General features: G+C 65.3%; 22 protein-coding genes and 2 pseudogenes. 12 read left to right on the forward strand and 12 right to left on the reverse strand.

Going from position 1 to position 26859, the window contains the following annotated elements; genetic code table 11:
- Window positions 1-166: 166 nt before the first annotated feature.
- A pseudogene (gene tnpC / locus KG088_RS10590) lies at window positions 167-1117 on the reverse strand (IS66 family transposase); the annotation flags it as partial.
- A 324-nt stretch (window positions 1118-1441) separates the two neighbouring features.
- On the opposite strand from tnpC, the gene KG088_RS10595 reads away from it, so the two are divergent.
- A complete protein-coding gene (locus tag KG088_RS10595) occupies window positions 1442-2224 on the forward strand; it encodes an alpha/beta fold hydrolase (protein WP_213825500.1) in 783 nt (260 codons plus the stop codon).
- Window positions 2225-2299: 75 nt separating this feature from the next.
- On the opposite strand, the pseudogene KG088_RS19580 reads toward KG088_RS10595, so the two are convergent.
- A pseudogene (locus KG088_RS19580) lies at window positions 2300-2567 on the reverse strand (IS481 family transposase); the annotation flags it as partial.
- 133 nt (window positions 2568-2700) lie between these two features.
- On the opposite strand from KG088_RS19580, the gene KG088_RS10605 reads away from it, so the two are divergent.
- Window positions 2701-2892 carry a hypothetical protein gene (locus KG088_RS10605; RefSeq protein ID WP_213825501.1) on the forward strand — a complete coding sequence of 64 codons (192 nt, stop codon included), beginning with the start codon at window positions 2701-2703 and terminating at the stop codon, window positions 2890-2892.
- Between the two features lie 24 nt (window positions 2893-2916).
- Here the strand turns inward: KG088_RS10605 and KG088_RS10610 are convergent, their stop codons facing one another.
- From KG088_RS10610 to KG088_RS10645, 8 genes are all read right to left on the reverse strand, one after another.
- Entirely contained in the window at window positions 2917-3549 is a 633-nt protein-coding gene (locus KG088_RS10610) for a DUF938 domain-containing protein (RefSeq protein WP_213825502.1), read from the reverse strand.
- A gap of 34 nt (window positions 3550-3583) precedes the next feature.
- The gene (rluF, locus tag KG088_RS10615; RefSeq protein WP_213825503.1) at window positions 3584-4603 is read right to left on the reverse strand and encodes a 23S rRNA pseudouridine(2604) synthase RluF; all 1020 of its coding nucleotides are present in this window, start codon (window positions 4601-4603) and stop codon (window positions 3584-3586) included.
- Between the two features lie 196 nt (window positions 4604-4799).
- Window positions 4800-5117, reverse strand: coding sequence for a cytochrome C oxidase subunit IV family protein (locus tag KG088_RS10620; RefSeq protein ID WP_213825504.1), 318 nt, complete (start codon window positions 5115-5117; stop codon window positions 4800-4802).
- Window positions 5118-5138: 21 nt separating this feature from the next.
- On the reverse strand, window positions 5139-5849 hold the full coding sequence (locus KG088_RS10625) for a heme-copper oxidase subunit III family protein (protein WP_213825505.1): 711 nt from the start codon (window positions 5847-5849) through the stop codon (window positions 5139-5141).
- A 14-nt stretch (window positions 5850-5863) separates the two neighbouring features.
- On the reverse strand, window positions 5864-6526 hold the full coding sequence (locus tag KG088_RS10630) for a cytochrome c oxidase subunit 3 family protein (protein ID WP_213825506.1): 663 nt from the start codon (window positions 6524-6526) through the stop codon (window positions 5864-5866).
- Window positions 6523-8313 carry a cytochrome c oxidase subunit I gene (locus KG088_RS10635; protein ID WP_213825507.1) on the reverse strand — a complete coding sequence of 597 codons (1791 nt, stop codon included), beginning with the start codon at window positions 8311-8313 and terminating at the stop codon, window positions 6523-6525. Before KG088_RS10635 ends, KG088_RS10630 begins: the two co-directional genes overlap by 4 nt.
- 3 nt (window positions 8314-8316) lie before the next feature.
- Window positions 8317-9717, reverse strand: a complete 1401-nt coding sequence (locus tag KG088_RS10640) for a c-type cytochrome (protein WP_213825508.1) — start codon at window positions 9715-9717, stop codon at window positions 8317-8319.
- Window positions 9718-9776: 59 nt separating this feature from the next.
- On the reverse strand, window positions 9777-10313 hold the full coding sequence (locus KG088_RS10645) for a DUF1269 domain-containing protein (RefSeq protein ID WP_213825509.1): 537 nt from the start codon (window positions 10311-10313) through the stop codon (window positions 9777-9779).
- 323 nt (window positions 10314-10636) lie between these two features.
- On the opposite strand from KG088_RS10645, the gene KG088_RS10650 reads away from it, so the two are divergent.
- Genes KG088_RS10650 through KG088_RS10680 form a run of 7 tightly spaced genes read left to right on the forward strand, consistent with a single transcriptional unit; the run spans window position 10637 to window position 18567 of the window.
- Window positions 10637-13399 (forward strand): cation-translocating P-type ATPase, encoded by a 2763-nt coding sequence (locus KG088_RS10650; RefSeq protein ID WP_213825510.1) that lies wholly within the window; start codon window positions 10637-10639, stop codon window positions 13397-13399.
- Window positions 13399-13884 (forward strand): Na+/H+ antiporter subunit E, encoded by a 486-nt coding sequence (locus tag KG088_RS10655; protein ID WP_213825511.1) that lies wholly within the window; start codon window positions 13399-13401, stop codon window positions 13882-13884. The genes KG088_RS10650 and KG088_RS10655 overlap by 1 nt, the downstream gene beginning before the upstream one ends.
- Window positions 13884-14174: a monovalent cation/H+ antiporter complex subunit F gene (locus tag KG088_RS10660; protein WP_213825512.1), complete on the forward strand. Its 291-nt coding sequence runs from the start codon at window positions 13884-13886 to the stop codon at window positions 14172-14174. The genes KG088_RS10655 and KG088_RS10660 overlap by 1 nt, the downstream gene beginning before the upstream one ends.
- The gene (mnhG, locus tag KG088_RS10665) at window positions 14167-14511 is read left to right on the forward strand and encodes a monovalent cation/H(+) antiporter subunit G (protein WP_213825513.1); all 345 of its coding nucleotides are present in this window, start codon (window positions 14167-14169) and stop codon (window positions 14509-14511) included. The genes KG088_RS10660 and mnhG overlap by 8 nt, the downstream gene beginning before the upstream one ends.
- Window positions 14508-15434 (forward strand): hydrogenase subunit MbhD domain-containing protein, encoded by a 927-nt coding sequence (locus tag KG088_RS10670; protein ID WP_213825589.1) that lies wholly within the window; start codon window positions 14508-14510, stop codon window positions 15432-15434. The genes mnhG and KG088_RS10670 overlap by 4 nt, the downstream gene beginning before the upstream one ends.
- Window positions 15431-15712, forward strand: a complete 282-nt coding sequence (locus KG088_RS10675) for an NADH-quinone oxidoreductase subunit K (protein ID WP_213825514.1) — start codon at window positions 15431-15433, stop codon at window positions 15710-15712. The genes KG088_RS10670 and KG088_RS10675 overlap by 4 nt, the downstream gene beginning before the upstream one ends.
- The gene (locus KG088_RS10680) at window positions 15709-18567 is read left to right on the forward strand and encodes a proton-conducting transporter transmembrane domain-containing protein (protein WP_213825515.1); all 2859 of its coding nucleotides are present in this window, start codon (window positions 15709-15711) and stop codon (window positions 18565-18567) included. Before KG088_RS10675 ends, KG088_RS10680 begins: the two co-directional genes overlap by 4 nt.
- A 15-nt stretch (window positions 18568-18582) precedes the next feature.
- Here KG088_RS10680 and hrpB read toward each other — a convergent pair whose 3' ends face one another.
- Together hrpB and KG088_RS10690 are read right to left on the reverse strand one after the other, a co-directional pair.
- A complete protein-coding gene (gene hrpB, locus KG088_RS10685) occupies window positions 18583-21069 on the reverse strand; it encodes an ATP-dependent helicase HrpB (protein WP_319941422.1) in 2487 nt (828 codons plus the stop codon).
- A complete protein-coding gene (locus KG088_RS10690; RefSeq protein ID WP_213825516.1) occupies window positions 21044-21712 on the reverse strand; it encodes a TetR/AcrR family transcriptional regulator in 669 nt (222 codons plus the stop codon). The genes hrpB and KG088_RS10690 overlap by 26 nt, the downstream gene beginning before the upstream one ends.
- A 171-nt stretch (window positions 21713-21883) precedes the next feature.
- On the opposite strand from KG088_RS10690, the gene xdhA reads away from it, so the two are divergent.
- Genes xdhA through xdhC form a run of 3 tightly spaced genes read left to right on the forward strand, consistent with a single transcriptional unit; the run spans window position 21884 to window position 26857 of the window.
- Window positions 21884-23374, forward strand: coding sequence for a xanthine dehydrogenase small subunit (gene xdhA, locus KG088_RS10695; RefSeq protein ID WP_213825517.1), 1491 nt, complete (start codon window positions 21884-21886; stop codon window positions 23372-23374).
- Window positions 23358-25973, forward strand: coding sequence for a xanthine dehydrogenase molybdopterin binding subunit (xdhB, locus tag KG088_RS10700; protein ID WP_250148200.1), 2616 nt, complete (start codon window positions 23358-23360; stop codon window positions 25971-25973). The genes xdhA and xdhB overlap by 17 nt, the downstream gene beginning before the upstream one ends.
- The gene (gene xdhC / locus KG088_RS10705; RefSeq protein WP_250148201.1) at window positions 25970-26857 is read left to right on the forward strand and encodes a xanthine dehydrogenase accessory protein XdhC; all 888 of its coding nucleotides are present in this window, start codon (window positions 25970-25972) and stop codon (window positions 26855-26857) included. Before xdhB ends, xdhC begins: the two co-directional genes overlap by 4 nt.
- Window positions 26858-26859: the final 2 nt, after the last annotated feature.

Here is a 26859-nt window from a genome sequence, read left to right on the forward strand (position 1 = left end):
GGCGAACCGCCAGTTGGTCGCCTGACAACCAGGGAAGCTCCACTTACGGTGCTGTCCAGTTTTACGGGTCCATTTCTGAGCCACGCTCTTCCAGAATCTCAAAGGCCGGAATCCAATAAACGCCGGTAGATTCCATGGCCACGTTGGTGATGTGTTGCTCGGTGAGCCAGTCGCCGAGGAAGTCGCGGGCACGCTGGCCGCCACGCCCCTTGTTAAAGTCGTAGATCACCGCCTTCAATCCGGCGTAGGGCGTGCTGGCGTAGGCCCAGAGGTAGGCCCTGTGGGTTTTCTTCTTCCCCGGGGCCAACATCGGTACCGGGGTCTCGTCGGCATGCAGTACTGGCTCACTGAGCAGCAGGTCACGTAAGGCATCGATCAGCGGCTGAAGCCGCACGCCGCAGATGCCGACCCACTCGGCCAGGGTGGGGCGCGGAATCGGTACGCCGGCGCGGCCAAAGATCTGCTCCTGGTGATAGAGCGGCAGATGATCGGCGTATTTGGCGATCAGCACCTGAGCCAGCAGGCCGGCGGTGGCTATGCCCTTGTCGATGATCTGTGCCGGTATCGGCGCCTGGGTCAGCGTTTCGCACTGGTCACAGACCCACTTGCCGCGGACATGGCGCTCGACGTGGAACACGCCCGGCGTGTCGTCGAGCTTCTCGCTGATCTCCTCGCCGATCCGCCGCCGCTGGCAACCGCAGTCACAGTGCTCGCTCTCCGGGTCGTGGCGGATCTCGGTGCGCGGCAGTTCGGGAGGCAACGGCGCGCGCTTGGGCGTCTTCTTGGTCGCTGGCGGTGTCGCGGGCGTAACCAGCGCCTCCAGCTCGGTCTCGATGGCGGCGATGTCGGCATCCACCCCATCGTCCAGCAGACTGATCTGCAGGAGATTGTGCTGCTCGCTGCGCTTGCCGAACGCGTGGCGCTTGAGCAGCGCCAGTTCATAGGTCAGTTTCTGGTTGACCTGCTCGGTGTGACGCAGCGTCTTCTGGCTCTGCGCCAACGCTTGATCACGTTCTTGCAGGGACGGCTCCTGCTGCTCGACCTGCGACATCAGCGTTGCCGCCAGGTGTCGGAGCTGATCGGGAGAGAGCTGGGACAGGTCGGATGGCGCGTTAATCTGGCGAGTATGCCAGCTGCCAGTGGATAGCGGGATTAGCGCATCAGCGAATAGCCTAGCGGTCGCATCTGTGCCGTTCATGGCGGATGCCCTAGACCACCGAGATCACGCCGTCGGGGCCGAGGCGTTGCCAGGGCAACCCCTGCACCAGGGCGCTGACCTGTTCGAGCGATAACTCGACCCGGTCCCCTCGCCAGGTCGCCGCCTAGTAGAACTTGCCCTGGTTCAGTCGACGGGCACACAGCCGGTTACGAGAGTTCGAAGAACACGACTAGATGAGTGTGCCACGGTCATCTATGGACCATCTCGATAAGGAAAGTTTGCATGACCAGCCTGCCCGGATATGTACTGCGAGATGAAGAGCAATGGGGAAGTCGCTTTATCGACGTGAGAGGCATGACTTACCACACCCGGTGTCGTCTCACTGACTCAGCGAAGGGGACGAATCCGATTGTGCTGGTACATGGGTTGGGAATGTCCGGCAACTACTTTATGCCCACTGCGAAGCGACTCCCCGCCAAGGGTGCCGCCGTTTACGTGCCCGATCTACCCGGTCATGGCAAAAGCGATACACCCGAATCGCCCTTGAATGTGCTCGGCTTGGCTAATGCCCTGATCGATTGGCTGGATACCATGGGCATCGCACGAGCCGACCTGGTGGGGCATTCCATGGGGTGTCAGATAGTGGCTGATGTGGCTGTTCGCTTCCCCAATCGGGTAAGACGCTTGGCCCTGATAGGACCGACAGTCGATCCTTCACATCGAAACATCCGCGCTCAGCTGCCTCGGGCGCTCTACGCCTGCACCTTCGAGCGGCCCGGGTTGCTCCTACATGTCATGGCTGACTATTGGCGCATGGGAACGCGACTCTGGCCCGAAGCTATCGCCATGCTCCACGATCCTGTCATAGAGAAGCTTTCCTGCGTCGAGCAGCCAGTGTTACTGATTCGTGGCCAGCGAGATACGATCACGCCACAACGCTGGCTTGACCAAGTGAGCCAAATGACGGGGGCGGAGCGGGTAGTGATCATCCCTAAATGGGGTCATAGTGTCATTTACAGTGCGCCTGATGCGGTGGTGGCAGAGCTGCGAGCATTCTTGGGCTAGGTGTAGGGTCCCGCGTGATTGATTATCCGTTTGGTAAATAGTGCTGACCGTATGGCCTGCCATTCTTTCATCGATGCGATCGGTGAAGGAGCTGCCGTTGTCAGTCAAAAAAAACGATCCGCACCTTGAACGGTGCTTTCTCGACCACGCGTTTCTTGAAGGCTCGGGCATTCGTGGCGGACTGGCTGCTTCTGACCTCCAGATACACCCAGCGCCTTGCCCGATAGATGGTCACTTACAGGTAGAGCTTCTGCTGCTCGTCGGGCATCTGGGGCAGACGCTTGGTGTCGAGGTGCACCTTGAAGGGCTTGTGTCGGGGGTTCTCGTCACCGCCGGCACCCTCCGAGCCAGCACCCGATTGCCGCTGGAGCGTATCACTCGCGCGATCATTCCCTATCCATTGGGGCTGATCGTGATACTGCTGCTGGTGGTCTATGTCCCGATACTGCTGGATCTCTCCGGCTAAGGAAGCATTCATGCATCAATCGACAAAGCTGGTTACCGCGGGTCTCGCCCTGGTAATGCTGGCAAGCTGCACCACTTATACCTACGAGGATGGCCGCAAGGAAACGGTCTGGGGCGTGCCCACCGAAGACGAAACGAAGACCCGGGAAGAACGACAGGTGGAAGGCGTGAGATATCGCGAGCCGGGAAAGATCCCCGAGTGATCGAGTTCGACCCTTGTGAACCGCCTACTGCTCAGATAATGCCGATGTCTCGTGTATTGCCTGCTTCCTGAAGACAACGCTCAAGTTGTTGGCTGGCATCTCCACGACTCGCTCCAACTTGAAGCCACGCCGTTCGGCTTCGGCCCACACGCTTTCCAGATGCCGTATTCCCCAGCGTGAATCGTGAGCCTTCAGGTCCGCATCAAAGGCCTCGTTGCTCGGCGCCGTATGACGTCCCTCTCGCTGATAGGGACCGTAAAGATACAGCACACCGTTATCTACCAACCGCTCCCCCGCACGTACCATCAAGGTCTCGGTCACGTCCCACGGCGAGATGTGCACGAGATTGATGGCGACAACGGCATCGAAACGCATTTCAGGCCAAACGCCCATTACGTCAAGCGCGATCGGCTCGCGAAGATTCGCCAACCGAACGTCATCGCGCCATGCTGCAATGGAGGCAAGCGCTTGGGGCGCCGGGTCGCTGGGCTGCCATGCCCAGCCTGGCATGGCACGGGCACAATGCACGGCATGCTCGCCACTGCCGCTTGCCACCTCGAGTACGCGAGCCGTCTCAGGGAGGACTTGCACAAGCACCTCGAGAATAGGCTGGCGATTGCGCACCGCGGCAGGGCTTTGTAGACGGGGATCGCTCATTGGGCGCCTCATGGCCTGGTGGTTTCGGAAAGCACTACTTCCTGCCCCTTGGTTTGCGACGTGGGCCACCAGCTTGCTGACGGGGTCCCGGCGAGCGGGAAGTCCTCGCCGATTTGCGGAGCTTAGCCTTGCCGGCCGGCGTCGCCTTGGTATGGACCTTGTCAGGATGTGTCGTACCGGCCGCCCTGCGCTTCGACGCCTTACCGGCGGTGGATTTTCCGCCTTCGCCCCGGCGGGGTGTGCCACGCTTCTGCGCACTCTGCTTGCCGGGACTTTTTTTGTGGCCCTTGTCTTTAGTGGACTGGCGGCCGTTGCCCTGGACCTGGGAAGAGGAGTGCTCCGTCAGGGAAAGGATCCTCGTCACCTCTTTTGACGTTAGGTCCCGCCAGTCCCCCGGCGCCAGCCCCTTGAGTGACACGTTCATGATGCGGATGCGCTCAAGTTTCACGACGTCATAGCCGAACACCTCGCACATGCGTCGGATCTGGCGATTCAGCCCCTGGACCAGGGTGATGTTGAAGATGAACCGAGACTCTTTGACCACCCGGCACTCGCGGGTGACTTCACCCAGGATCAGCACACCTGCGCCCATGCCGGCGATGAAGTCATCGGTGATTGGCTTGTTGACGGTGACCCGATACTCCTTCTCGTGGTGGTTGCTCGCTCGCAGAATGCGGTTGACCAGGTCGCCGTTGTTGGTCAGGAAAATCAGCCCCTGGGAATCCTTGTCCAGCCGGCCGATGGGGAAGATCCGAACGCCATGCTTGACGAAGTCGACGATATTGGCCTTCTCGCTGGGCTCGGTGGTGCTGACGATGCCCACCGGCTTGTTGAGGGCGATGAACACCAGGTCCTCTTCTTCCAGTTCCAGCGGCTCAACAACCTGGCCGTTAACCTTGACCACGCTGCCTGGAAAAACCTGGTCACCAGGGGTGGCGCGCTTGCCGTCGACATGGACATTGCCCAGCTCGATATACCGGTCCGCTTCTCGCCGTGAGCACAGCCCGCTCTCGCTGATGTACTTGTTGATCCGTTTCGAGGGCTGGTATGGCATGGGGCGCGTCCGGGACGAGAATGGCAAGGACCGCAGTCGGGCGGTACCTTTCCCGGCAGTGTAAGGGGTGGCTCGCCTGACCACCAGCGGATCCAGAGGGCCCGCCAAGGCTATCGCCGCTGGCAGTAACCCTCGAGGCGGTTCCGGCGACAGTTCCGGACCGGGAAGACTCCATGGCGCCAGGCGTGTCGGGGCCTTATGGCAGAATCCCCGCCAGTCGGCTCGACAGCACGTGCTGCCCCTCGATGGCCATCAGCAACGCCAGGAACATCAGTACGCCGGGCGGCACCAGCACTGCCAGTATCAGCGCCAGGCGCTCCCAGACCAGGTGCATGAAGACCGCCATGATCAGGCCCGCCTTAAGCAGCATGAACAGGGTGATCAGGAACCACTTCAGGTACCCCTCGAGGCCCGACACGTCCACCAGGTAGGAGAACACGCTCAATACGAAGAGCAGGAACCATACCCAGAGGTAGGTGCCGAGGGGATGTTGCTGACTGTTGTCGCTTGCCATCACGACCTCCGGGCTCGCGCCTCACCATAGATAGAAGAATGCGAAGATGAAGACCCAGACCAGGTCGACGAAGTGCCAGTAGAGGCCAAGGTTTTCGACCATCTCGTAGCGACCGCGACGACCGGTCAAGAATCCCGGTTTCTCCTCGTCCAGGGAGCCGCGCCACACCTTGGCCGCCATGATCACCAGGCAGAGCACGCCGATGGTGACATGGGTGCCATGAAAACCGGTGATCAGGAAGAAGCTTGCACCGAATTGCTCCGCTCCCCAGGGGTTGCCCCAGGGACGCACCCCTTTATGGATAAGCTCGGTCCACTCGAAGGCCTGCATACCCACGAAGCTGGCCCCGAGCAGGGCGGTGACGATCAGCAGGACACCGGTAGCCACACGCCGGCGTTCATAGCCGAACTTGACCGCCAGGGCCATGGTGCCGCTACTGCTGATCAGGATGAAGGTCATGATGGCGATCAACAGCAGCGGTATGTCCTGCCCCCCGACATGCAGGGCGAAGATCTCGCTGGCATTGGGCCAGGGATCCACGGCGGTAATACGAACCGTCATGTAGCCGACCAGGAAGCAGGCGAAGATGAAGATATCGCTGAGCAGGAAGGCCCACATCATGACCTTGCCCCAAGGGACTTCCTTGAAGGCTCGCTGGTCGGAACCGAAATCACGAACCATTCCCCGCAGTGCGGTCTCTGTGAAGGGGTCGCGCAAGGTGGAATCAACCATGGAGTGCTCCTCCTTCAGGTCGTCAGCAAGAGGCCGAACAGCAGAGCCCAGACCAGCAGCAGGAAATGCCAGTAGAGCGCGCAGAGTTCGACGCCGGCGCACAGCCAGGCCGCATCGGCATTGCCGTGTAACCTGGCCAGCACCCGCGTCCAGGCCATCAGCCCCCCCAGCAGGTGCGCCCCGTGCAGAGCGGTCAGCAGGTAGAAGAAGGCATTGGCCGGGTTCGCCACCAGGTAGTAGCCGGCCGCCTCGAGCTGTTGCCAGGCCAGCAGTTGGCCGGCCAGGAAGGCCAGGGTGAAGCCGCCACCCGCGGCCAGCAGTTGGCGTAAGCGTCGTGCCTGGTCACGGGCTGCAGCACGCCAGGCCAACTGCAGGGCCAGGCTGGCCAGTACCAGGGCCGTGCTGTTCGCCCAGAGCAGGCCCGGTACCGGCATGGAGCGCCAGTCCGCCCCCATCTCCATGCGCATCAGGTAGGCGCTCACGGTCAGGGCGAAGACCGAGGTCACCACCGCCAGAAAGGCCAGCAGCCCCACCCGCGGTGCGGTAAAGCCAGCGGGAAGGGGTGCCGACTGCGGTCCCGACGCCGCGACCCAGGGCCGTTCGGCGATCGACTGGCGCAACAGCCAGCCGACAAGGGCCGCCATCATCGCCACGATCAGGATCAGGCTCACGGTCATGCGTCACCTCCCCGCCCAGCGTCGGGCTCACGCTCCACCGCCTGGGGCGGCACGTTCTGGGGAATGAAGTCCGCCTTCACCCCAGGCACGCTGTAGTCGTAGGGCCAGCGATAGACCACCGGAAGTTCTTCGCCGAAATTGCCATGGCGCGGCGGAGTGTGTGGCGTCTGCCACTCCAGGGTGGTGGCCTGCCAGGGATTGGGGCCCGACTCGCGGCCGTGTCGCAGGCTCCAGGCCAGGTTGAACAGGAATAACAGCTGGGCGAAGGCGACGATGAAGGCGGCCACCGTGATGCCTGCGTTCAGGGCCTGGACCGAGTCGGAGATGAAGGTCGTTTCGCCGAAGGCATAGTAGCGCCTCGGAACGCCCTCCAGCCCGATGAAGTGCATCGGATAGAAGATGGCATAGGTGCCCAGAAAGGTGACCCAGAAATGAATCTTGCCCAGAGTATCGTCGAGCAGGCGACCCGTGATCTTGGGATACCAGTGATAGATGGCACCGAAGATCACCAGGATGGGCGCCACGGCCATCACCATATGGAAGTGCCCGACGACAAAATAGGTATCGGAGAGCGGCACGTCCACGGTGACATTGCCCAGGAAGAGCCCACTCAAACCGCCGTTGAGAAAGGTGAACAGGAAACCGATGGCAAACAGCATGGGCACGGTAAAGCGAATATTGCCCTGCCAGAGGGTCAGTACCCAGTTGTACACCTTGATCGCCGTGGGCACGGCGATGATCAGGGTCGTGGTGGCAAAGAGGAAGCCGAAGTAGGGGCTCATGCCACTGACATACATGTGATGGGCCCAGACCACGAAGCTCAGCGCCCCGATGATGATGATCGCCCAGACCATCATGCGATAGCCGAAGATGTTCTTGCGTGCATGGGTGGCAATCAGGTCGGAGACGATGCCGAAGGCCGGCAGCGCCACGATATAGACCTCGGGATGGCCGAAGAACCAGAACAGGTGCTGGAAGAGCAAGGGACTCCCCCCCTGGTGCTCTGTCCCCCCCTCCGCCGCGAACATCTCCGGCATGAAGAAGCTGGTACCGACCAGACGGTCCATTAGCATCATGAGCACTGCCACAAAGAGTGCCGGAAAGGCCAGCAGGGCCATCACCGTGGCCATGAAGATCCCCCAGATCGTCAGCGGCAGGCGCATCAAGGTCAGGCCCCGGGTGCGCGCCTGGAGCACCGTCACCACATAGTTGAGCCCGCCCATGGTGAAGCCGACGATGAACACCGCCAGCGACACCAGCATCAGCACGATGCCGGCGTCGATACCCGGGGTCCCCGGGCTGATCGCCTGGGGTGGATAGAGGGTCCAGCCCGCGCCGGTACTGCCGTCGGCCACGAAGAAGCCTGCCACCAGGATCAGTACCGACACCAGGTAGACCCAGTAGCTGAGCATGTTGAGGTAAGGGAAGGCCATGTCGCGGGCGCCGCACATCAGCGGTATCAGGTAATTGCCGAACCCGCCCAGGAAGATGGCGGTGAGCAGGTAGACCACCATGATCATGCCGTGCATGGTCATGAACTGCAGGTAGCTGCCCGGATCGAGGAGGGAAAGGCTATTGGGAAACCCCAGTTGCAGGCGCATCAGCAGCGACAGGACCAAGGCCACCAGGCCGATCGCCGTGGCGGTCAGGCCGTACTGGATGGCGATGACCTTGGCGTCCTGGCTCCATACATACTTGCTGATGAAGCCCCGGGCATGGGGCAGCTCCATTTCCTCCACTTCGGCGGGTGGGGCGTAGCGACTGGCATCGTACTCGCGCTCGGCCATGGTTCACTCCTCGGTGTCGTTGTTGCTGCTCGCCAGTACCTCCCCGTCCCCGGCCAGGGTGCCGATATAGGCCACCACGTCGCGCACGGCGGCATCGTCTACCAGGACCTGGGCCATATCGACCATCTGATTGCCATAGACGTCGCGCGGATGGCGGCCGCGAATCCCCTCGCGGAAGTGGTGAAGCTGGCGCACCAGGTACCAGTCGTCCATGCCTGCTAGGCGCGGCGCCTTATGGGCGTTACGGCCCGTGCCGTCGTCGCCGTGGCAGCTGGCACAGCTGCGATAGAGCACCTCGCCACGGCGCAGGTCCCCGACGATAGTGGCGCGCGTGGGTTCGACCGGCAGCGTCTCGACATGGGCTGCCAGGTCCCGGATGGCTTGGGAATCCTGGAGGGATTGGGCAAAGGGCCGCATTTGTTGCCCAAAGCGATCCGCCTCTTGTTCGCCCCGGGCGCCGCTGCGGAAGTTGCGCAGCTGGCGCTTCAGGTAGTCGGCATCAAGCCCGGCCAGGCGGGGGGCATTGGTGGCCTGCTGACCCCCACCTTGGGGGCCATGACAGGCCACGCAGGCGGCGAAATGCTCCTGGCCGGCCTCGGGATCCCCCGGGCCGCGCTCGACCAGTTCGCCGTAGGTGGGCTGTTCGGCGAGCCAAGCATCGAAACGCTCGGGTTCCACCACCTCGACCCGGCCGCGCATGGCGAAATGGGCGATGCCGCACAGCTCAGCACAGACAGCCTCAAACTCCCCGGTGCGGGAGGGAGTGAACCAGAAGTAGGTGGTCTGTCCGGGGACGGCGTCCATCTTGGCGCGGAAGGGGGCGACCTTGAAGTTGTGCAGTACGTCCTTGGAGCGCAGCAGCATCTTCACGGGACGGCCGACGGGCAGCTGCAGGTGGGGCTCGTTGACCAGGACGTCGTCTTCGCCGCGGGGATCCCCCGGGTCGATGCCGTAGGGGTTGGACTCGTCCATCAAGCCATTGCGCGCCCTGCCGAATTCGCCATCCTCGCCGGGGAAACGGAAACTCCAGTGCCACTGCTGACCGACCACCTCAACCTCGTGAGCGTCATCCGGCACGCTGACGAAGGCGCCCCAGACGAAGAGTCCCGGTGCCAGCAGGGCCGCGATGCCCACCGTGGTGATCCCCGTCAGCCAGAGTTCCAGCCGCTTGTTCTCCGGCTCGTAGTGAGCTCGCCGCTGTCCTCGGTCACGGTAGCGGATCAGCGCCACTACCATGAACAGGGTCACTGCCAGGAAGACCGCCCCGGTAACAAGGAAGGTAATGGTAATGGTCTGATCGATGGCGCCCCAATTGGAGGCCAGCGGCGTCAACTGCCAGGGACTCAGGAAATAGAAGAGTATTGACCCTCCCGCCAGCAGGATCAGCGCAATTGCAATCGCCATAGACGATTCCTCCTACACCACAGCATCAGGCGTGCCAACCAACCGCCAGCGATACTGGATCAGGCGCCGGTGCCCCAGTGATGCTTGAGCTCCGAGCGGGTCACCTTGTCGATCACCACCTCGGGGTGATGGCGGTGGATGATCGAGTAGATCGACTCCTCCCGCTCGTCGGGCACGTCGACCATCATCAGGAAAGCACCGTCGTGGATTTCCTGCTCGTACTTGTCGACTTTCACGTCGTGCACGGAAACCCCGACCATGGTGCTGGTCCATATACCAAAGAGACCGCCGAAAACCCCCATGCCCGCGATCAGGGTAGCGATACCCCGAGGACCGAACTCCTCGCCAAGACCGAAGTAGACCGCGACGCCCAGTACGCAGCCCAGCGGCAAGCCGTACTTGAGCCCACGCCAGGCGGCATGCACCACATCTGAGGTCTGACGCAGGGTGGCGTTGTTGACGCCTCTTTCCTGCAGTGCCTGCCAATCGTTTCCGGTGACGTGCACCTGCTTATGGGTCAGGCCGAGCTCCTCCAACTCGTGGGCGATATTGACCGTAGTATCCAGGTCAGGGGTAAGAAAGTAGAGACGTTGCATGTTACGCCCTCCGTTTTCCAGACGGACTGCCAGGACCACCGGACAACCTGGCTCTGCCCTGTGCGCGATGCACCACTTCCTTTCTTTCAGGGGTGTCGGGCGCGGCGGGCCAAGTCTTGCCGCCCTTCAATCGTTGTTTGCCTTTATAGAGTTGTCGATAATCGCCCGGTCGGCAAGTTCCAGATCATGGACGTCCAGCCCAGGGCCCCACCACCCCCCTTGCTTCAGTGGCTTGCCACGGTGTCTTGCCCTGGATCACTGCACTGCAACAACTGCTGGTCTAAGCTTAACGTTATCGCTTTTCTTTCGCTGGGAGACATTGGATGCCAAATCAGACGCTCGATCATCGCAAGCCCTGGCATGCCATGACAGCAGACGAGGCGTTGCGAGACGTCGAGAGTTCGCCCCAGGGCATCAGCATGTCAGAGGCCGAGTCGAGACTTGCCCAGTACGGGGCCAATCAGCTCAATCAGCAGAAGGGCCGCCCCTGGTGGAAGCGCCTGCTGGAGCAATTCAACAATATCTTGATGATGATCCTCATTGTCGCCGCCGTGGCCAGCTTGTGGCTGGGTCATACGCTCGATGCCGCGGCCATCTTCGGCGTGGTGTTGATTATCGCCCTGATCGGTTTTTTTCAGGAAGGCAAGGCTGAGCAGGCGCTGGATAGCATCCGCAACATGCTCTCGCCACGGGCTAATGTGCTGCGCGACGGCAGGCGCGAGACCATCCCCGCCGAGCAGTTGGTGCCCGGCGATATCGTGCTGGTGGAGAGTGGCGACCGGGTCCCGGCGGACCTGCGCCTGTTGGAGGCACGGCGCTTCCGCGCCGAGGAGGCCTCGCTGACCGGCGAGTCGACCCCGGTGGACAAGGACACAGCTGGCGTGGAAGCTGAGGCGGACCTGGGCGATCGAACCGGCATGGCCTATGCCAGCACCATCGTCGTCCAGGGCAATGCCCGGGGCCTGGTGGTAGAGACTGGCGCCCATACCGAGATCGGTCGCATCTCGGAGATGCTGCGCGGGGTCGAGCAGCTCAAGACCCCGCTGCTGCGCCAGATCGACCGCGCCGGCCGGGTGTTGGCAATCTTCATCCTGGCCGCCGCGGCGCTCACCGCGGCCTTTGGCGTGCTCGTCCACGACCAGCCTCCCAGCGAGATGTTCATGGCCGCCGTGGGCCTCGCCGTGGCCGCCATCCCAGAGGGGTTGCCCGCCATCGTCACCATCGGCCTGGCGCTGGGCGTGCAAACCATGGCGCGCCGCAACGCCATCATCCGCCGGCTGCCCGCGGTGGAGACCCTCGGCTCCATCTCCACCATCTTCTCCGACAAGACCGGCACCCTGACACGCAACGAGATGACCGCCCAGGCGATCTGGCTGCCCGACGGCGAGATCGGCATCGACGGCACCGGCTTCTCGCCCGAGGGCGACTTCCACCAGGTGCGCGATGGCGAGCGCCAAGAGACGGCAATGAACCTGGATGATCACCCTGCCCTGCGCCATTTCCTCAAGGTAGGCGTGCTGTGCAACGACGCCGAGCTGGCAGAAGAAGATGGCCGTTGGAGGATCCACGGCGACCCCACCGAGGGCGCCCTGGTGGTAGCCGCAGCCAAGGCCGGGCTGTCCGCCGCAACGCTGCGCGACGACCACGACCGCCACGACGCCATCCCGTTCGAGTCCGAGCGCAAGTACATGGCTACCCTCCACGTGTTAGAGGGTGAACAGACCCTGCTGGTCAAGGGAGCCCCGGACCGCCTGCTGGAGATGTGCCACCGAGTACGCACCGAGGAGGGGGAACAGGATCTGGATGTCGAGACGTGGGAAGCGCGCATCCACGATCTTTCCTCGCGGGGCCTGCGGGTACTGGCCCTGGCCGAGAAGCCGGTACGGGACGTCAATGAGCTGACCGACGAGCACGCCGAGGAGGCGCTGGTACTGCTGGGGCTCGTCGGCCTGCTCGACCCGCCCCGGGAGGAGGCCATCGCGGCGGTGAAGGACTGCTTGACCGCCGGCATTCGTCCGGTGATGATCACCGGCGATCACGCCGCCACCGCCCAGGCGATCGCCAGGCAGCTGGGGTTCGCCCATACCGACCGCGCCATCAGCGGACGCGAGATCGAAGCAATGTCCGACGCCGACCTCGAGGCGATCATCCTCGAGGTGGATGTCTTCGCCCGCGCCGCGCCAGAGCACAAGCTGCGACTGGTGCAGGCCATGCAGGCACGAGGCGGAATCTGCGCCATGACCGGCGACGGGGTCAACGACGGCCCGGCGCTGAAGCGTGCCGACGTCGGCGTGGCCATGGGCATCCAGGGCACCGAGGCCGCCAAGGAGGCCGCCGAGATGGTGCTGGCTGACGACAATTTCGCCACCATCGTCGGAGCCATCCGCGAAGGCCGCAAGGTCTACGACAACATCCGCAAGACCATTACCTTCCTGCTGCCCACCAACGGCGGCCAAGGCCTGGCCATCATGCTCGCCGTGTTGGCCGGCACCACCCTGCCGGTGACGCCCCTGCAGGCGCTGTGGGTCAACATGGTGGTGGCGGTAACCCTGGGCCTGGCACTGGCCTTCGAGGGGGCTGAGAAGGACATCATGGCCCGCCAGCCACGGGACCCCGACGCCTCGCTGCTCGACCTCTTCCTGCTGTGGCGGGTGGTCTTCGTCTCCCTGCTGCTGCTGGCCGGCGTGTTCGGCATGTTCGGCTGGATCCTCCAGCACGGCGGCAGCGAGATGCTGGCCCGCACCGGCGCGGTCAACATGCTGGTGATGGGCAGCGCCGCCTACCTGATCAACAGCCGCTTCCTGGTGCGCAGCACCCTCTCTCAGGACGGCATCTTCGGCAGCCGCCCGGTGTGGATCTCCATCGGCCTGATCGTGACGCTGCAGTTGGGCTGGACCTACCTGCCCTTCATGCAACTGATCTTCGGCAGCGAAGGGCTCTCGGCGGGCCACTGGGGCGTGATCCTGGCTGGTAGTCTGGCGATCTACCTGATCGTCGAGGTCGAGAAACGCGTGCTGCGTGGGGTCAATAGCCGTCCGACTACCGACCACGGCGGCCATGACCGCTCGGAGCTCGAGTCCTCCTAATGGCGGTCCGCCTGGTACGCCGCCTTGCCCTGCTGGCCCTGATCTGGTGGATAATCAGCGGTGCTGCCACTGCCTGGGCCTGGGGCTTGCCGGTTATCCTGGTTACCGCCCTGGTGATACCGAGCAGCGGTGCGGCGCGGATCCGCCCCCTGGCACTGCTGGCCTTCCTGCCTTTGACCCTATGGCTGGCTCTGCGCGGCGGCATGCAGGTCGCCACGCTAGCCTGTACGCCGCACCTGGATCCCGCTATCCGGGTCATCGATCATCACTGGCGCCACCTGCCCGAGGGGCCGGGGCGGCTATTCATGGCCAGCCTGATAAACCTGCTGCCCGGCACCCTGACACTCCGCCTGACGCCCGATAGACTGACTGTGCATGTGCTGCAGATGGACGCCAACACCCGCCCTGGGCTCGACCGGCTCGAGGCGCGTATCGCCCGCCTGTTTGCCCAAGACGCCGACCTCGAGAAAAAGGAGCCCCGCTGATGTTGCATACGACCACCGCCGCCCTCTTGCTGCTCAACGCCGGGGTCGCGCTGTGGCGCCTGCATCGAGGCCCCACCAGCGCCGACCGAATGCTGGCCGCTCAACTGGTCACCACCTCCTCCATTGCCGTGCTGCTGTTACTGGGCGCCGAACTCGAGCAGCCTGCGCTGGTGGATGTAGCGTTGCTGTTTGGATTGCTGGCGGCAGTGGCCACCGCTAATTTCGTCACCCGCACCTGGACGCTACTCCACGAGGAAACCGGCAGCCGTGAGGAGGCGAGCCGTGACTGAATGGATCGCTGGCCTGGGCCCCTGGCTGATCGCCGCCGGCACGCTATTCTTTTTCGCCGGAAGCCTGGGGCTGATCCGCTTTCCCGATCTCTACGCCCGTCTGCACGCCCTGACCAAGGTCGACAACCTTGGCTTAGGGCTGATCTGCCTGGGCCTGGCCTGTCAGGCGTCGGGGCTTGCCGCCGCGCTCAAATATCTATTGGTATGGGGATTGGTGCTGATCGCCTCGAGCATCAGCGCCACCCTGATTGCCTCCACCGCTATGGCCTGCGGCCTGAGGCCCCACCAGCATCGCCCCGCTATGCGGACCGGCACGACCAAGGAGTCACATCCGTGAGTCACCTGGTGCTCGGCTTCGACCTGGTGATCGTCGCTGGCCTGGCCTGGCTAGCCTGGCAGGCACTGTTCGACCGTCACCGATTCTCCGCAGTGGTCCACTTCATGGCCTTCGGCCTGGTGATGGCCCTGGTCTGGGTAAGACTCGACGCCCTGGATATCGCGCTGGCCGAGGCTGCCATTGGCGCCGGGGTCACTGGTGCCTTGCTGCTGGCAGCCCTCGGGCGGCTGCCCGCCACCAGTGGGCATGCACCCGGCTGGCGGGACTCCCAGTGGCCGCTGGTGCTGCTGGCGCTGGTCACGACCCTGGCGGCCACCCTGACCCTGGCGTGGGTGGCCTGGCAGTTGCCGCGACCGGGTCTGGCGGCTCCGATAGGCGAAGCGCTTCCGAATAGCGGTGTGAACCATGCGGTCACCGCAGTGCTGCTCAACCTGCGCGCCTGGGACACCCTGCTGGAGATGACCGTGATGTTGACTGCGGTGTGCCTGGTCTGGTCACTGGGGCCGGCCCTCATGCCCTATGCGCCGGCCACGTCGCTGCCCGGTCTGCCGGCCCTGGCCAGGCTGCTGCACCCACTCTTCCTGCTGGTCCCCGCTTACTTGCTATGGCGCGGCAGCCACGCCCCGGGGGGCGCCTTCCCCGCCGGCGCGGTACTCGGTGCCGGCGGTGTGTTGCTGGTGCTGACCGACGCAGTCCCCTGGATGCACGAGCCCCGCCGCCAGCCGCTGCTGCGCCTGCTGCTGGCCGCAGGGGTATTGCTGTTCCTGGCCGTGGCCCTGGGCGGCGTGCTGCTAGCAGGTACCTTTCTGGTCATTCCTGCAAGCGTGGCGGGAACCGTGATCTTGGCCGTAGAGGTTGCCGCTGCCCTTTCCATTGCCCTGATGCTGATGGCCTTTTACCTCTACGGCGAACCGGGCCGATGATCGAGCTGTATTTGCTGCTGGCCGCCTTGATGACCGGGATGGCGCTAGTGGGCCTGTTTCGTACCACGGACCTTCTGCGTCGGGTGTTGGCGCTAAACGTGCTCGGCAGCGCCGTCTTCCTGCTATTGGTCACCCTGGCGCGCACCGCCGAGGGCATCGACCCGTTGCCCCATGCCATGGTCCTCACCGGTATCGTGGTAGCGGTCAGCACCACCGCCGCCGTACTCGCCCTTACGGTGCAGGCTCATGAGCGAGGTCGCCGCGGAGAGGGGCCGTGACAACGGCGGATTGGCTGCTACCACTGCTCGTCGTCCTCCCCCTGGCCCTGGCCATCGCCGCCTTCCTGGGCCAGTTAACGGCGCGCCAACAGGTCATCATCACCCTGATCGGGCTGGGACTCTGTGGGCTAGGGCTCCTGAGCGTCACCACCGAGATCACGCTGTGGTTGGGAGGCTGGGCGCCGCCAGTGGGCATCGCCTGGCAACTAGATACGCCTGCCAAATTGATGCTCGGTATGGTCGGGCTGCTGATGGGGCTGGCCAGTCTGGCACTGCTGGCCGAGCCGGACAGCCAAAATGACCGCTACCTGTGGAGCCTGTGTTGGCTGCTGTGGGCGGCATTGAACGCCCTGCTGCTCTCCCGCGACCTCTTCAACCTCTACGTCACCCTGGAGCTGATGTCGTTGGCGGCAGTGGGCTTGGTCAGCCGATCCCAGGAGGACCCTTACCACGTGGCGGCGATACGCTACCTGATGGCCTCGCTGCTGGGCTCGCTGCTCTACCTGCTGGGGGTCGCCCTGCTCTATGGCCAGTTCGGGCGGCTGGACCTGGGGCAGCTGGCGGCGGTTCTCGAGGACGGACCGGCTGCCCGCCTCGCCGCCCTGGCAATAACCCTGGGGCTATTGATCAAGGCGGCAATGGTGCCCCTGCACGGCTGGCTGCCAGCGGCTCACTCCCGGGCTCCGGCCCCGATCAGCGCCCTCCTCTCCGGGGCGGTGGTGGCCGCCGCCCTGATGGTGCTATGGCGGTTGTGGCTGGAGCCCTTCGCCGACCTCGGCACCCTGATGCGCCAGGCACTGGCCGCCCTCGGCGCCCTGGCCATGGTGTGGGGCGGCATCCAGGCCCTGCTGCAGAACCGACTCAAGCTGGTGATCGCCTGGTCGACGCTATCCCAAAGCGGGTACGCGCTGCTACTCCCGGCGCTTGCCGGCCCCGCCGCCTGGCAGAGCATCGGTGGGCAAGGGGCCCTGCTATTGCTGGTCGCCCATGGCCTGGCCAAGGGCGGACTCTTTCTCGCCGCCGGCCGGCTTCATCACCGCTTCGGCCATGACCGTCTGGCGGGACTGTCCGGCAGCGCGGATCAAAAGCCGCTGCTCTGGGCGGTTATCGCGCTGGGCGGACTCTCCCTGATGGGGCTGCCGCCCAGCGGCGGCTTCATGGGCAAGTGGTGGCTGCTGCGCGCCGCCCTGGATGCCGGCCAGCCGCTGCTGGCCGTTGTGATGCTGCTGGGCACCCTGCTCACAGCCACCTGGCTGTGGCGCCTCGTTTCCATTGCTCTGGCGCCTTCCACCCAGCCAATTACGTCTGCGTTGCCCCCCGCCTCGGACAATTGGCGCGAGGCAACCCCGGCGCTGCTGCTCGTGGCACTGGCCTGGCTGGCTGGCCTTATCGCCTTGGGCGGCGCCCCCGGGCTCTCGCTGGTTCTGCCGCGTTTTGATGCAGACCGGCTCGCCTGGCTGCTGCCGGCATTGCTGATCTGGCCGCTTGCCCTGGCCGCCGCTGAGTCGGGAAAGCAGTCGGGTGCTGTCACAGGCTCGCCCCGGGGGCTTTCCAAGCTGCTCGGTCTCACCGCCGCGGCCCACCTGATTATCCTCCTGGCAGGAGACCTGTTCACCTTCTACCTGGGTGCCGCCTGGCTGGGCCTTGCGGGCTGGAGCCTGGTGCGCCTGGATGGGCCTGCGGCAGCCCGGCGCGCTGCCGCGGGATATCTTGCCATGATGATGATCGCCGAGGTGAGCCTACTGCTGGGCCTGACCCTGACCTGGCAGGCATCCGACTCGCTAGCTTTCAAGGATCTAGCCGCCACACAAGTACCGGCCTCAGCGCTGGTGGCCCTGGGCCTGGGGCTCGCCATCAAGGCGGGCGCTATCGGCGTGCATGCCTGGCTGCCACTAGCCCATCCAGTGGCGCCACCGGTCGCCAGCGCCGTGCTCTCAGGGCTGATGATCAAGGTGGGTGTGCTGGGGGGCGTGCTCCTGGTCCCCGGCACAGCGCCAGAAAGCCGACTGGGTCTGGCGCTGGTCGTCGCAGGTCTTGGTGGAGCACTCTACGCCGCCCTGCGCGGGCTTGCCCAGGTTGCACCAAAGCCACTACTGGCCTGGTCCAGCGTCAGCCAGATGGGCCTGGCCACTTCCCTGTTGGGCCTCTACCAACTGGGCAGCCCGGCCGCCCTGCCGGCCCTGCTCGGCCTGGTGGCCGCCCACGCCCTGGCCAAGGCGGTGCTCTTCCTGGGCGCGGGGTTGGCAGGGCGCAGCACAACGAGGCGGTGGCTGCTGCTCGGCGCCCTGGTCCTGCCGGCCCTGACTCTCGCGGGGCTGCCACCCAGCGCCGGCATGGCGGTGAAAACCGGCATGGAAGAAGCGCTAGCCGAGGCGACGCTCGCTGCCTGGCCGGTCACGCTGAGCGGCGTGCTGACGGGCCTGCTGATGCTGCGGCTGTTCTGGCTGATGCATCGCGCCAGTGCGCCCGTGTGGGGCGGCGTTCCTCCCGGCTGGCTGCTGGCGGCGCTGTGGGGCCTGGGTTTGCTGGCCGCGCTATTGCCTTGGGCCTTTGTAGACGCGCCGAGGAATCTTCTGGCCTCGCCGGGCGGCTGGCTCAAGGCAATGTTGCCCGCATTGCTCGCCCTGGTAGTTGCGACCGCGCTGATGGTCGCCACGCCGCTGCATCGACGACTGGCGACACTGGGCTGGCGCCGTCGAGTGCAAGCCCGAGCACGCCGGCTCGCCGCCAGGCGAGCAGCACTGCGCTGGCGCTGGCGGCTACGCCGCGGCGATGCCTGGCTAATGCCCTGGCCCGCCTTCGGCGTCTGCCTGGGGCTGACCGCCCTGTTGCTGGGCCTGGCCGGGCTGGTGTAAACGCGTTTCCCTCTATTAGCGGCGCCGCTTGGTGCGGCCGGTCGCCTCGGCCGACAGTGGGTCCTCCGGCCAGGGGTGCTTGGGATAGCGGCCCCGCATCTCCTTGCGAACTTGCGGGTAGCCGTTACGCCAGAAGCTTTCCAGGTCGCGAGTCACCTGCAACGGCCGGCGCGCCGGCGATAACAGATGCACCAGTACCGGAACCTGCCCTCGCACCAGGCGTGGCGTCTCCCGCCAGCCGAATAGCTCCTGAAGCTTGGCGGCCAGCACCGGCTCGCCATCCTGCAGGCAGGGCGTATAGTCCACCGGCACGAACGACCCGCTGGGGACGGGCAAGCGTTCGGGGACCAGCGCCTCAAGACAAGCGCGCAGGGACCCGTCCAGGCTATCCAGCAGGAAGCGCCCCAACGGCAAGCGATCGAGGGCATCGAGCCGGTTCTCCCGATCGAGATAGGGGGCCAGCCAGGTATCGAGGCGATCCAAAAGCGACGCCGTCGACCAGTCGGGCCATGTGTCACCCTCGATACGCCGCAAGAGCGCCATCCGTCCGCGCAGCTGATCATCTGCCGCCGTGAAAGCCAAGGTGCCACGCCGACGCACTGCCTCGAGCAGCGCCTGACGCGCCGCCTCGCGCGGCATCTGCTGCAGCGGCTTGCACGCCAGGACCACCGCCCCCAGACCACGCACCTGCTCGCCGATCAGCCTACCCTCGCTGCCGGACCATTCGAGGCGGATGCGCCACTCGAGCGCCTGGGGATACAAGGCCTCAAGCCGCCGGGAACACAGCGACACGGCGCGAAAGATGCACGCCTCACTGTTTTGCCCATCGAGCTCGACCGCTACCAGCAATTCACTATGGGCCAAGGGGTTGTCTTCCGGCAGCGTCGCGAGCCCACCGCCGACCAGGCGAAAGCGACCCGGCTCGAGCCGTTGGCCGATGCGCTCCGGATACGCCAGCGCCAGCAGCTCCCCCAGCGGGGCCAGACTGGCAATCTCCAGCCCACAGCCGGCAATCCGCGTCAGCCGCCGCGCGTCTCGCTGCCATGGCCCATGGGATCGCTCCGCCAGACGTGACTGAAGAGCGCGCTCCAGATCGCGCTCGCCGTCCAGCTCGCGGGTTTCGAGGGTGGCCACCAAGGCGCAGGCCAGCGGCCGTGCCTTTAGCTCTTCGGCGCGCGCCAGCATCACGGCCAGCCGCGGATGGGTCGGCCAGCGCACGCAGGCGTGCCCCAGCGTGGTAAGGTGATAGTCGTCATCGAGCACACCGAGACGCTGCAGCAACTCGCGCCCAGCCGCCAAGGGCGCGGCGGGCGGCGGCGTCACCCAGGCCAGGGCCGCTGGATCGCTGATCCCCCAACGCGCCAGCTCGAAGGCCAGCGGCGTCAGGTCGGCTTGGCAGATTTCCGGCTCGCCGTGGGGTATCAAGGGTTGCTCCTCGGCCCACAAGCGCAGACAGAGCCCAGGACCCTGGCGACCAGCTCGGCCACGGCGCTGATCGGCGCTGGCGCGATTGACCCGCCGGGTTTCGAGTCGCGTGAGCCCGGTACGCGGCTGATACACCGGCACCCGTTCCTGTCCGGCGTCGATCACGATGCGCACGCCATCCACGGTCAGGCTCGACTCCGCAATGGCAGTGGCCAGGACGACGCGACGACGGCCCTCGGGATCGCGACGCAAGGCGCGACGCTGCTCGTCCAGCGGCAATCGGCCGTGCAGCTCCCTCACGTCGAACGATGCCGCCTCGACATCGAGTTGCCGGGCCAGGCGGCGTATCTCACGCACCCCGGGGAGAATCACCAGCACATCGCCGCCTTTGAAGCCATCAGACTGCAAGGCTTCCCTCACCACCGCGGCCTGCTGACGGGCGTTATCCTCGCGACTGTTCAAGGGCCGATACATGGTTTCGACGGCAAAGCTGCGCCCCGGGCAGTCGATCACCGGCGTCGACTCGCCCAGCACCGCCAGCAGGGCGTCCACGTCCAGAGTCGCCGACATCACCAGCAGTCGCAGATCCTCACGCAGCCCTTGCTGGGCATCGAGCGCCAGCGCCAGCCCCAGGTCGCCCTCCAGGCTGCGCTCGTGGAACTCGTCGAAGACCACCCCGGCCACGCCCTCGAGCATTGGATCGTCCTGGAGCATGCGGGTCAGCACCCCCTGAGTGACCACCTCGAGCCGGGTGGACGGACCCGTCCGGCTTTCGCCGCGCATGCGGTAGCCGACGGTTTCGCCCACACGTTCGCCGAGCTGCTCGGCCATGTAGCCGGCTGCCAGGCGGGCGGCCACTCGGCGCGGTTCCAGCAACAACAGCTTGCCATTACCGCACCAGGACTCGTCGAGCAGTGTCAGCGGTACCCGCGTGGTCTTGCCGGCACCAGGGGCGGCGATCAGCAGGGCACGTGTATGCTCGGCGAGTACCGACCGGATGGTCTCGAGCCGGGAATCAATGGGGAGTTCGGTCATCACCACGGCAAGTGGGTCACGCCTGACGCGGCGCGACGCCACATCCCTTGAGAATGACCTGGGTCAGAAAACCGGTGATGGCCTCCACGTCATTGTCCGTCAGCGTGTCCTTGTCGGTGATGCCGAGTACCTGGGCCTCGAAATCGGCATAGTGCTGGGTGGCCGACCAGATCAGGAAGATCAACCAGACAGGATCGACCGGGTCCATCAATCCGCGTGCGCTCCATTGCTCGAAAATCAGCGCTCGCGCCTGAACCCAGTCGCGCATTTCGCCACGCAGATAGTACTGAAGAAAGGGCGCACCGCCTATGATTTCGGCGGCGAAGAGCCGCGAACCTTCGGGGTGACGACGAGACAGCTGCATCTTGCTGCGAATGAAACCTTCGAGGACGTCCGCAGGGTCGTCCTCCACCGAGATATCATCCAGCAGGGCATTCCAGCGCGCCATCATACGCTCCAGCAAGCGGACATAGAGGCCACGCTTGCTGCCCATGTAATACAGCACGTTCGACTTGGGCAAGCCCGCTTCGTGGGCGATGGCCTGAAGGCTGGCGCCACGATAGCCGTGCCCAGCAAAGATCCGTTCGGCAGCAGCAAGAATCTCGCGCTCGTTTCGCTCTCGGATCGCGCCGTTGGCTTCGCTTTTTTCTCCGTCCCCTGCAAAGGGCGTCTTGCGTGGTGTCATCGACTGTGGCCTCACTACCCTGACGGGGCGTTGCGATGGCCCGGGAGGGACAAGTGACGGCGATAGTGCCCCACCCCGCCGCGGCGTGCAAACGACCTTGCAAAGCCTCCTGTTTTGAACCAAGCTTGAAACATCCTGACCACATGGTCAGCTCAGAACAAGAGACCGGCCATGATCGACTTTCTGCTCAACGGCCAGCCACGTCACTTCGCGGCTTCCCCCGATACCAGCGTGCTCGAGCTGTTACGCGAGGGCCTCGGCCAGACCGGCACCAAGGAAGGTTGCGCCTCCGGCGACTGCGGGGCCTGTACGGTGGCCATCGGCGAGACCGGCCCCGGCGGCCAGGTTCGCTACCACAGTGCCAACGCCTGCATCACGCCCGCCCATCAATTGCAGGGTCGGCAGCTGGTCACCGTCGAGGGCCTGGCTCAGGGCGTCACCCTGCACCCCGCCCAGGCGGCCATGGTCGAATGCCACGCCAGTCAGTGCGGCTTCTGCACCCCGGGCATCGTGATGTCGCTGTTCACGCTTTATGAAAACAAGCACGAGGGCGAGACAACGTCCCCGGCGCCGCTGACCCCGCAGCGTCTCGAGGCGGCACTGGGCGGCAACCTCTGCCGCTGCACCGGCTACCGGCCGATTCGCGACGCCGCCCTCTCCATGAACGAGTATCCTGAGCAGCCCCCGCCATGGCGGGATGCGGCAGCGCCGGCCCCCAAGGCCGAGGATGCCGATGCCGCCTTCGCCCAGCCACGGACCCTCGCCGAGCTGGTCGAGCTGCGTCGCCGTTATCCCGAGGCGCCGATCGTCGCCGGCGGCACCGACCTGTGGCTCGAGGTCACCCAGCGCCTGGCCCGCTTCCAGCGCGTGGTCGACGTCACGCGCGTCGCCGAACTCCAGGTCATCGAGGCAACCACCCTGGAGGACGGCCGCGAGGGCTGGTGGATCGGCGCCGCCGTGACCTACTCGCGCCTGGAACCGCTGCTCGAAGAGCACCATGAGGCCTTCGCCCACCTGCTGCACCGCCTGGGCTCGGCCCAGGTGCGCAACCGCGGCACCCTGGGAGGCAACATCGCCAACGCCTCGCCCATCGGCGACACCCCGCCGGTGCTGCTGGCCCTGGGCTCCCGGCTGTGGCTAGCCGGTCCGGAGGGTGAGCGCGAGCTGCCCCTCGACGCCTTCTTCCTCGACTACAAGAAGACCGCGCTGAATCAGGACAAAGAGCACGAAGGTGAGGTAATCCGGGCGATCTTCCTGCCGCGTCCCGAGCCAGGCCGACACCTCAGGGTCTGGAAGCTGTCCAAGCGGCGTGAGGACGACATTTCCGCGGTGCTCGGCGCTTTCAGCTGGCGGCTCGAGGATGGCGTGATGCGCGATGTGCGCCTGGCCTTCGGTGGCATGGCGTCGACGCCCAAGCGGGCCGTCGCGGCCGAGGCTGCTCTCGAGGGACAGGCGCCGTCCCCCGGCGCCTTCCAGGCCGCGAGACTGGCGCTGGCGCAAGACTTCCAGCCGATGAGCGATGTGCGCGGCAGCGCCCACTACCGCCGGCTCTCCGCTGCCAACCTGCTTGAGCGCCTGCGTCTGGTCCTTCTCGGCGACGGCCAGGCGCAGCAGGGCGACCACACTGACCGGGATGTGATGCTCCATGCGTACGCTCACTAGGCTTTTTAAGGCGCCCGAAGCCGCGCCGAACAAGGCGTCCGAAGATACGCCGACTCAGGCGCACGAAGACGCGTCGACTGAGGCGCACGATGCCTTGACGGAAGAGAACACCGAGGCAAACATTGATGTGGCAGCGGAATCGACCCGGGTCCGCGAGGCCCAGCAAGGGCGGATAAAGGGCGACGGTCCCCTCGCCCGTGAGGTCGAGGCCGCCGCTTCCCGCGGTGGTGCCGGCAGCGCCCTGGCCCACGAGAGTGCGGTAAAACACGTTACCGGCCGCGCTGCCTATATCGATGACATCAAGGCCCCGGCCGACACCCTGCATGTCGCCCTCGGCCTCTCCCCGGTCGCCCACGGCAGCTTGACCCGGCTGGACCTGGACAAGGTGCGCGCAATGCCGGGCGTGGTCGACGTGGTCGGTTTTCACGAGGTGCCCGGTCATACCGATATCGGCCCGGTCTTTCCGGGCGATCCGATCTTCCTCGAACACGAGATCAGCTACCTCGGCCAGGTACTCTTCGCCGTGGCGGCCGAGAGCCAGCGTGCTGCCCGCGAAGCGGTGAAAACTGCACTCGACACCGGCGTGGTAGAGATCGACGAGAAGCCCGCCAACCTCGACCCGGTGGCGGCCGCCGAGCGCGGCGAGTTCGTGCGCCCTACCCATGTGCAGCAGCGCGGCGACTGGGAACAGGCCCTGGAAAGCGCCACCCATTTCATTGAGGGCGAGCAATTCGTCGGTGGTCAGGAACACTTCTATCTGGAAGGCCAGGCCTGCCTGGTGCTGCCCACCGAGGACGAAGGGGTCATCGTTCATACCTCCAACCAGCACCCCAGCGAGACCCAGAAACTGGTCGCCGAGGTGCTGGGCATCCCCTTCCATGCGGTCACCGTGGAGGTACGCCGCATGGGTGGCGGCTTCGGCGGCAAGGAGACCCAGGCCTCGCCTTGGGCCTGCATCGCGGCGCTGATTGCCCGGCGTACCGGCCGCGCCGCGCGTGTGTGCCTGCCGCGTGCTGAGGACATGCACGTCACCGGTAAACGCCACCCCTTTCATAACCGCTATCGCCTGGGCGTCGATGCCGAGGGCGTAATCCAGGGCGGCGAGATCACCCTGATCGGCGATTGCGGCTACTCCCCGGATCTTTCGGACGCCATCGTCGACCGTGCGATGTTTCACGCCGACAACGCCTATTCTCTCGGCGAGGCGCGGGTCACCGGCCACCGGGCGCGTACCCACACCGCGTCCAACACCGCCTTCCGCGGCTTCGGCGGCCCCCAGGGCATGATGGCGATCGAGGCGGCCGTGGACGACATCGCTCGGCGTGTCGGCGAGGATCCGCTGACGATCCGCAAGCGCAATCTCTACCGGGCCGGTCGCGACGTCACCCGCCGGGATATTACCCATTATGGCCAGACCGTGGAGCAGGTTGCACTGCTGCACCATGTCGTCGAGCGGCTCGAGGCAAGCAGCGACTACTGGTCGCGCCGCCGGGATATCACCGCCTTCAATGCCACAAGCCCCGTGATTCGCAAGGGACTGGCGCTGACGCCGGTGAAGTTCGGCATCTCCTTCACCGCCAAGCACCTCAACCAGGCGGGGGCCCTGCTGCACGTCTATACCGACGGCAGCGTGCAGATCAATCACGGCGGCACCGAGATGGGACAGGGCCTGCACACCAAGATCTGCCAGGTGGTGGCGCGCGAACTGTCGCTCGATGCCGACAGCGTGCGCATCACCGCCACACGTACCGACAAGGTGCCCAACACCTCACCCACCGCCGCCTCCAGCGGCGCCGATCTCAACGGCATGGCCGCCCGTGACGCCTGCCTGAAGCTCAAGGAAAGGCTATTCGACTTTGCCAGTGAGCACTTCTTCGCCGAGTTCGGTGGCCTCGACCGCGAGGGCATGCACCTGAAGGCCGGCCACCTGGTGGCAGGCGTTGGCGAGAGCGAGCGGCGCATTCCCTGGGGCGAGCTGGTGCAGGCCGCCTACCTCGGTCGGGTGTCGCTCTCAGAGAAGGGCTTCTATGCCACCCCGCTGATCCACTACGATCGTGAGACCGGCCAGGGACGCCCCTTCTACTACTTCGCTTATGGGGCGGCCGTTGCCGAAGTCAGCGTCGACACCCTGACCGGCGAGCATCAGGTCGATCGCGTCGACATTCTTCATGATGTGGGCGATTCCCTGAATCCGGCCATCGATCTCGGTCAGATCGAGGGTGGCTTCATCCAAGGCATGGGCTGGCTGACCAGCGAAGAACTCAAGTGGAATGACGCCGGCCGGCTGATCTCCGACGGTCCGGCCACCTACAAGATCCCCACCTTCGGCGACCTACCGCCGGTGTTCAACGTCGAGCTGCTCCAGGGCCATCCCAATTCCATGGCCAGCATCTACCGTTCCAAGGCAGTGGGTGAGCCGCCCTTCATGCTCGCCATCTCGGTGTGGTCGGCGCTGCGCGATGCGCTAGCAAGCCTGGCCGACTACCGAGAGGCCCCACGGCTCGATACCCCGGCGACGCCAGAGCGGATACTGCTGGCCGCCGAGGCGCTGCGTGCCGGCCAGGTTCCCCGGCCGCTGGACAAGGGTGAGCCTCGATGACGACCGCGCCTCCCTGGGACATGCGCCCCGAGAGCTGGCATGCCGCCCTGCACCGACTGCAGCGTGAGGGCGTGCCCCATGCCCTGGCCACCCAGGTGACCAGCGCCGGCTCCACGCCACGGGAACCCGGGGCACGGATGGCGATCACCGCCGACGCGGTCTACGACACCCTGGGCGGTGGCACCTTCGAGTACCAGGTGATCGAGGCGGCCCAGAAGCGCCTGGCGGGCATTGAGGGAAGGGCCGTGGCCGGCATGACCCTCGAGGCCTTTAGCCTCGGGGGACGCAGTGGCCAGTGCTGCGGCGGCTTCGTCAACGTGCTGCTCGAAGTCTTCCCGGGCAGTACCACGACGCTCGCCATCTTCGGCGCGGGGCATGTGGGCCGGGAACTGGTGCGCCTGGCCGCCCCGCTGCCCTGGCGAGTCCTGTGGCATGACAGCCGCGACGGCGTCTTCCCCGACTGGGCCGAGCTGCAGCCGCGTCTAACCTGTCGCCACGCAGCGGACTCGCGAGCCGCCGTGGCTACACTGCCCGTGAACAGCCACGCGTTGGTGTTGACCCATGACCACGCCGAGGACCGCGAGCTGATCGATGCCCTGCTCGCCCGCGGCGATACGGCCTCGCTGGGTCTGATCGGCTCAAGGAGCAAGTGGGCCAGTTTTCGCTCGCGGCTCACCGATGCGGGACACGACGAAGCGACGCTGGCCACGGTGCGCTGCCCCATCGGCACGGCAAGTGGTGGCACCGGAGGCGACAAGACCCCCTATGCCATCGCTATCGCCGCCATCGCCGAGCTGTTGCCACTGGTCGAGTCGCCCGAACGAGGCGATCAACGCGGACTGAAACCAGACGAACTACGCGCCGCACTGAAATCCGAACGATGAGC

It is taken from the genome of Halomonas jincaotanensis (assembly GCF_018448785.1).
GTDB classification, from domain to species: Bacteria; Pseudomonadota; Gammaproteobacteria; order Pseudomonadales; family Halomonadaceae; genus Halomonas; species Halomonas jincaotanensis.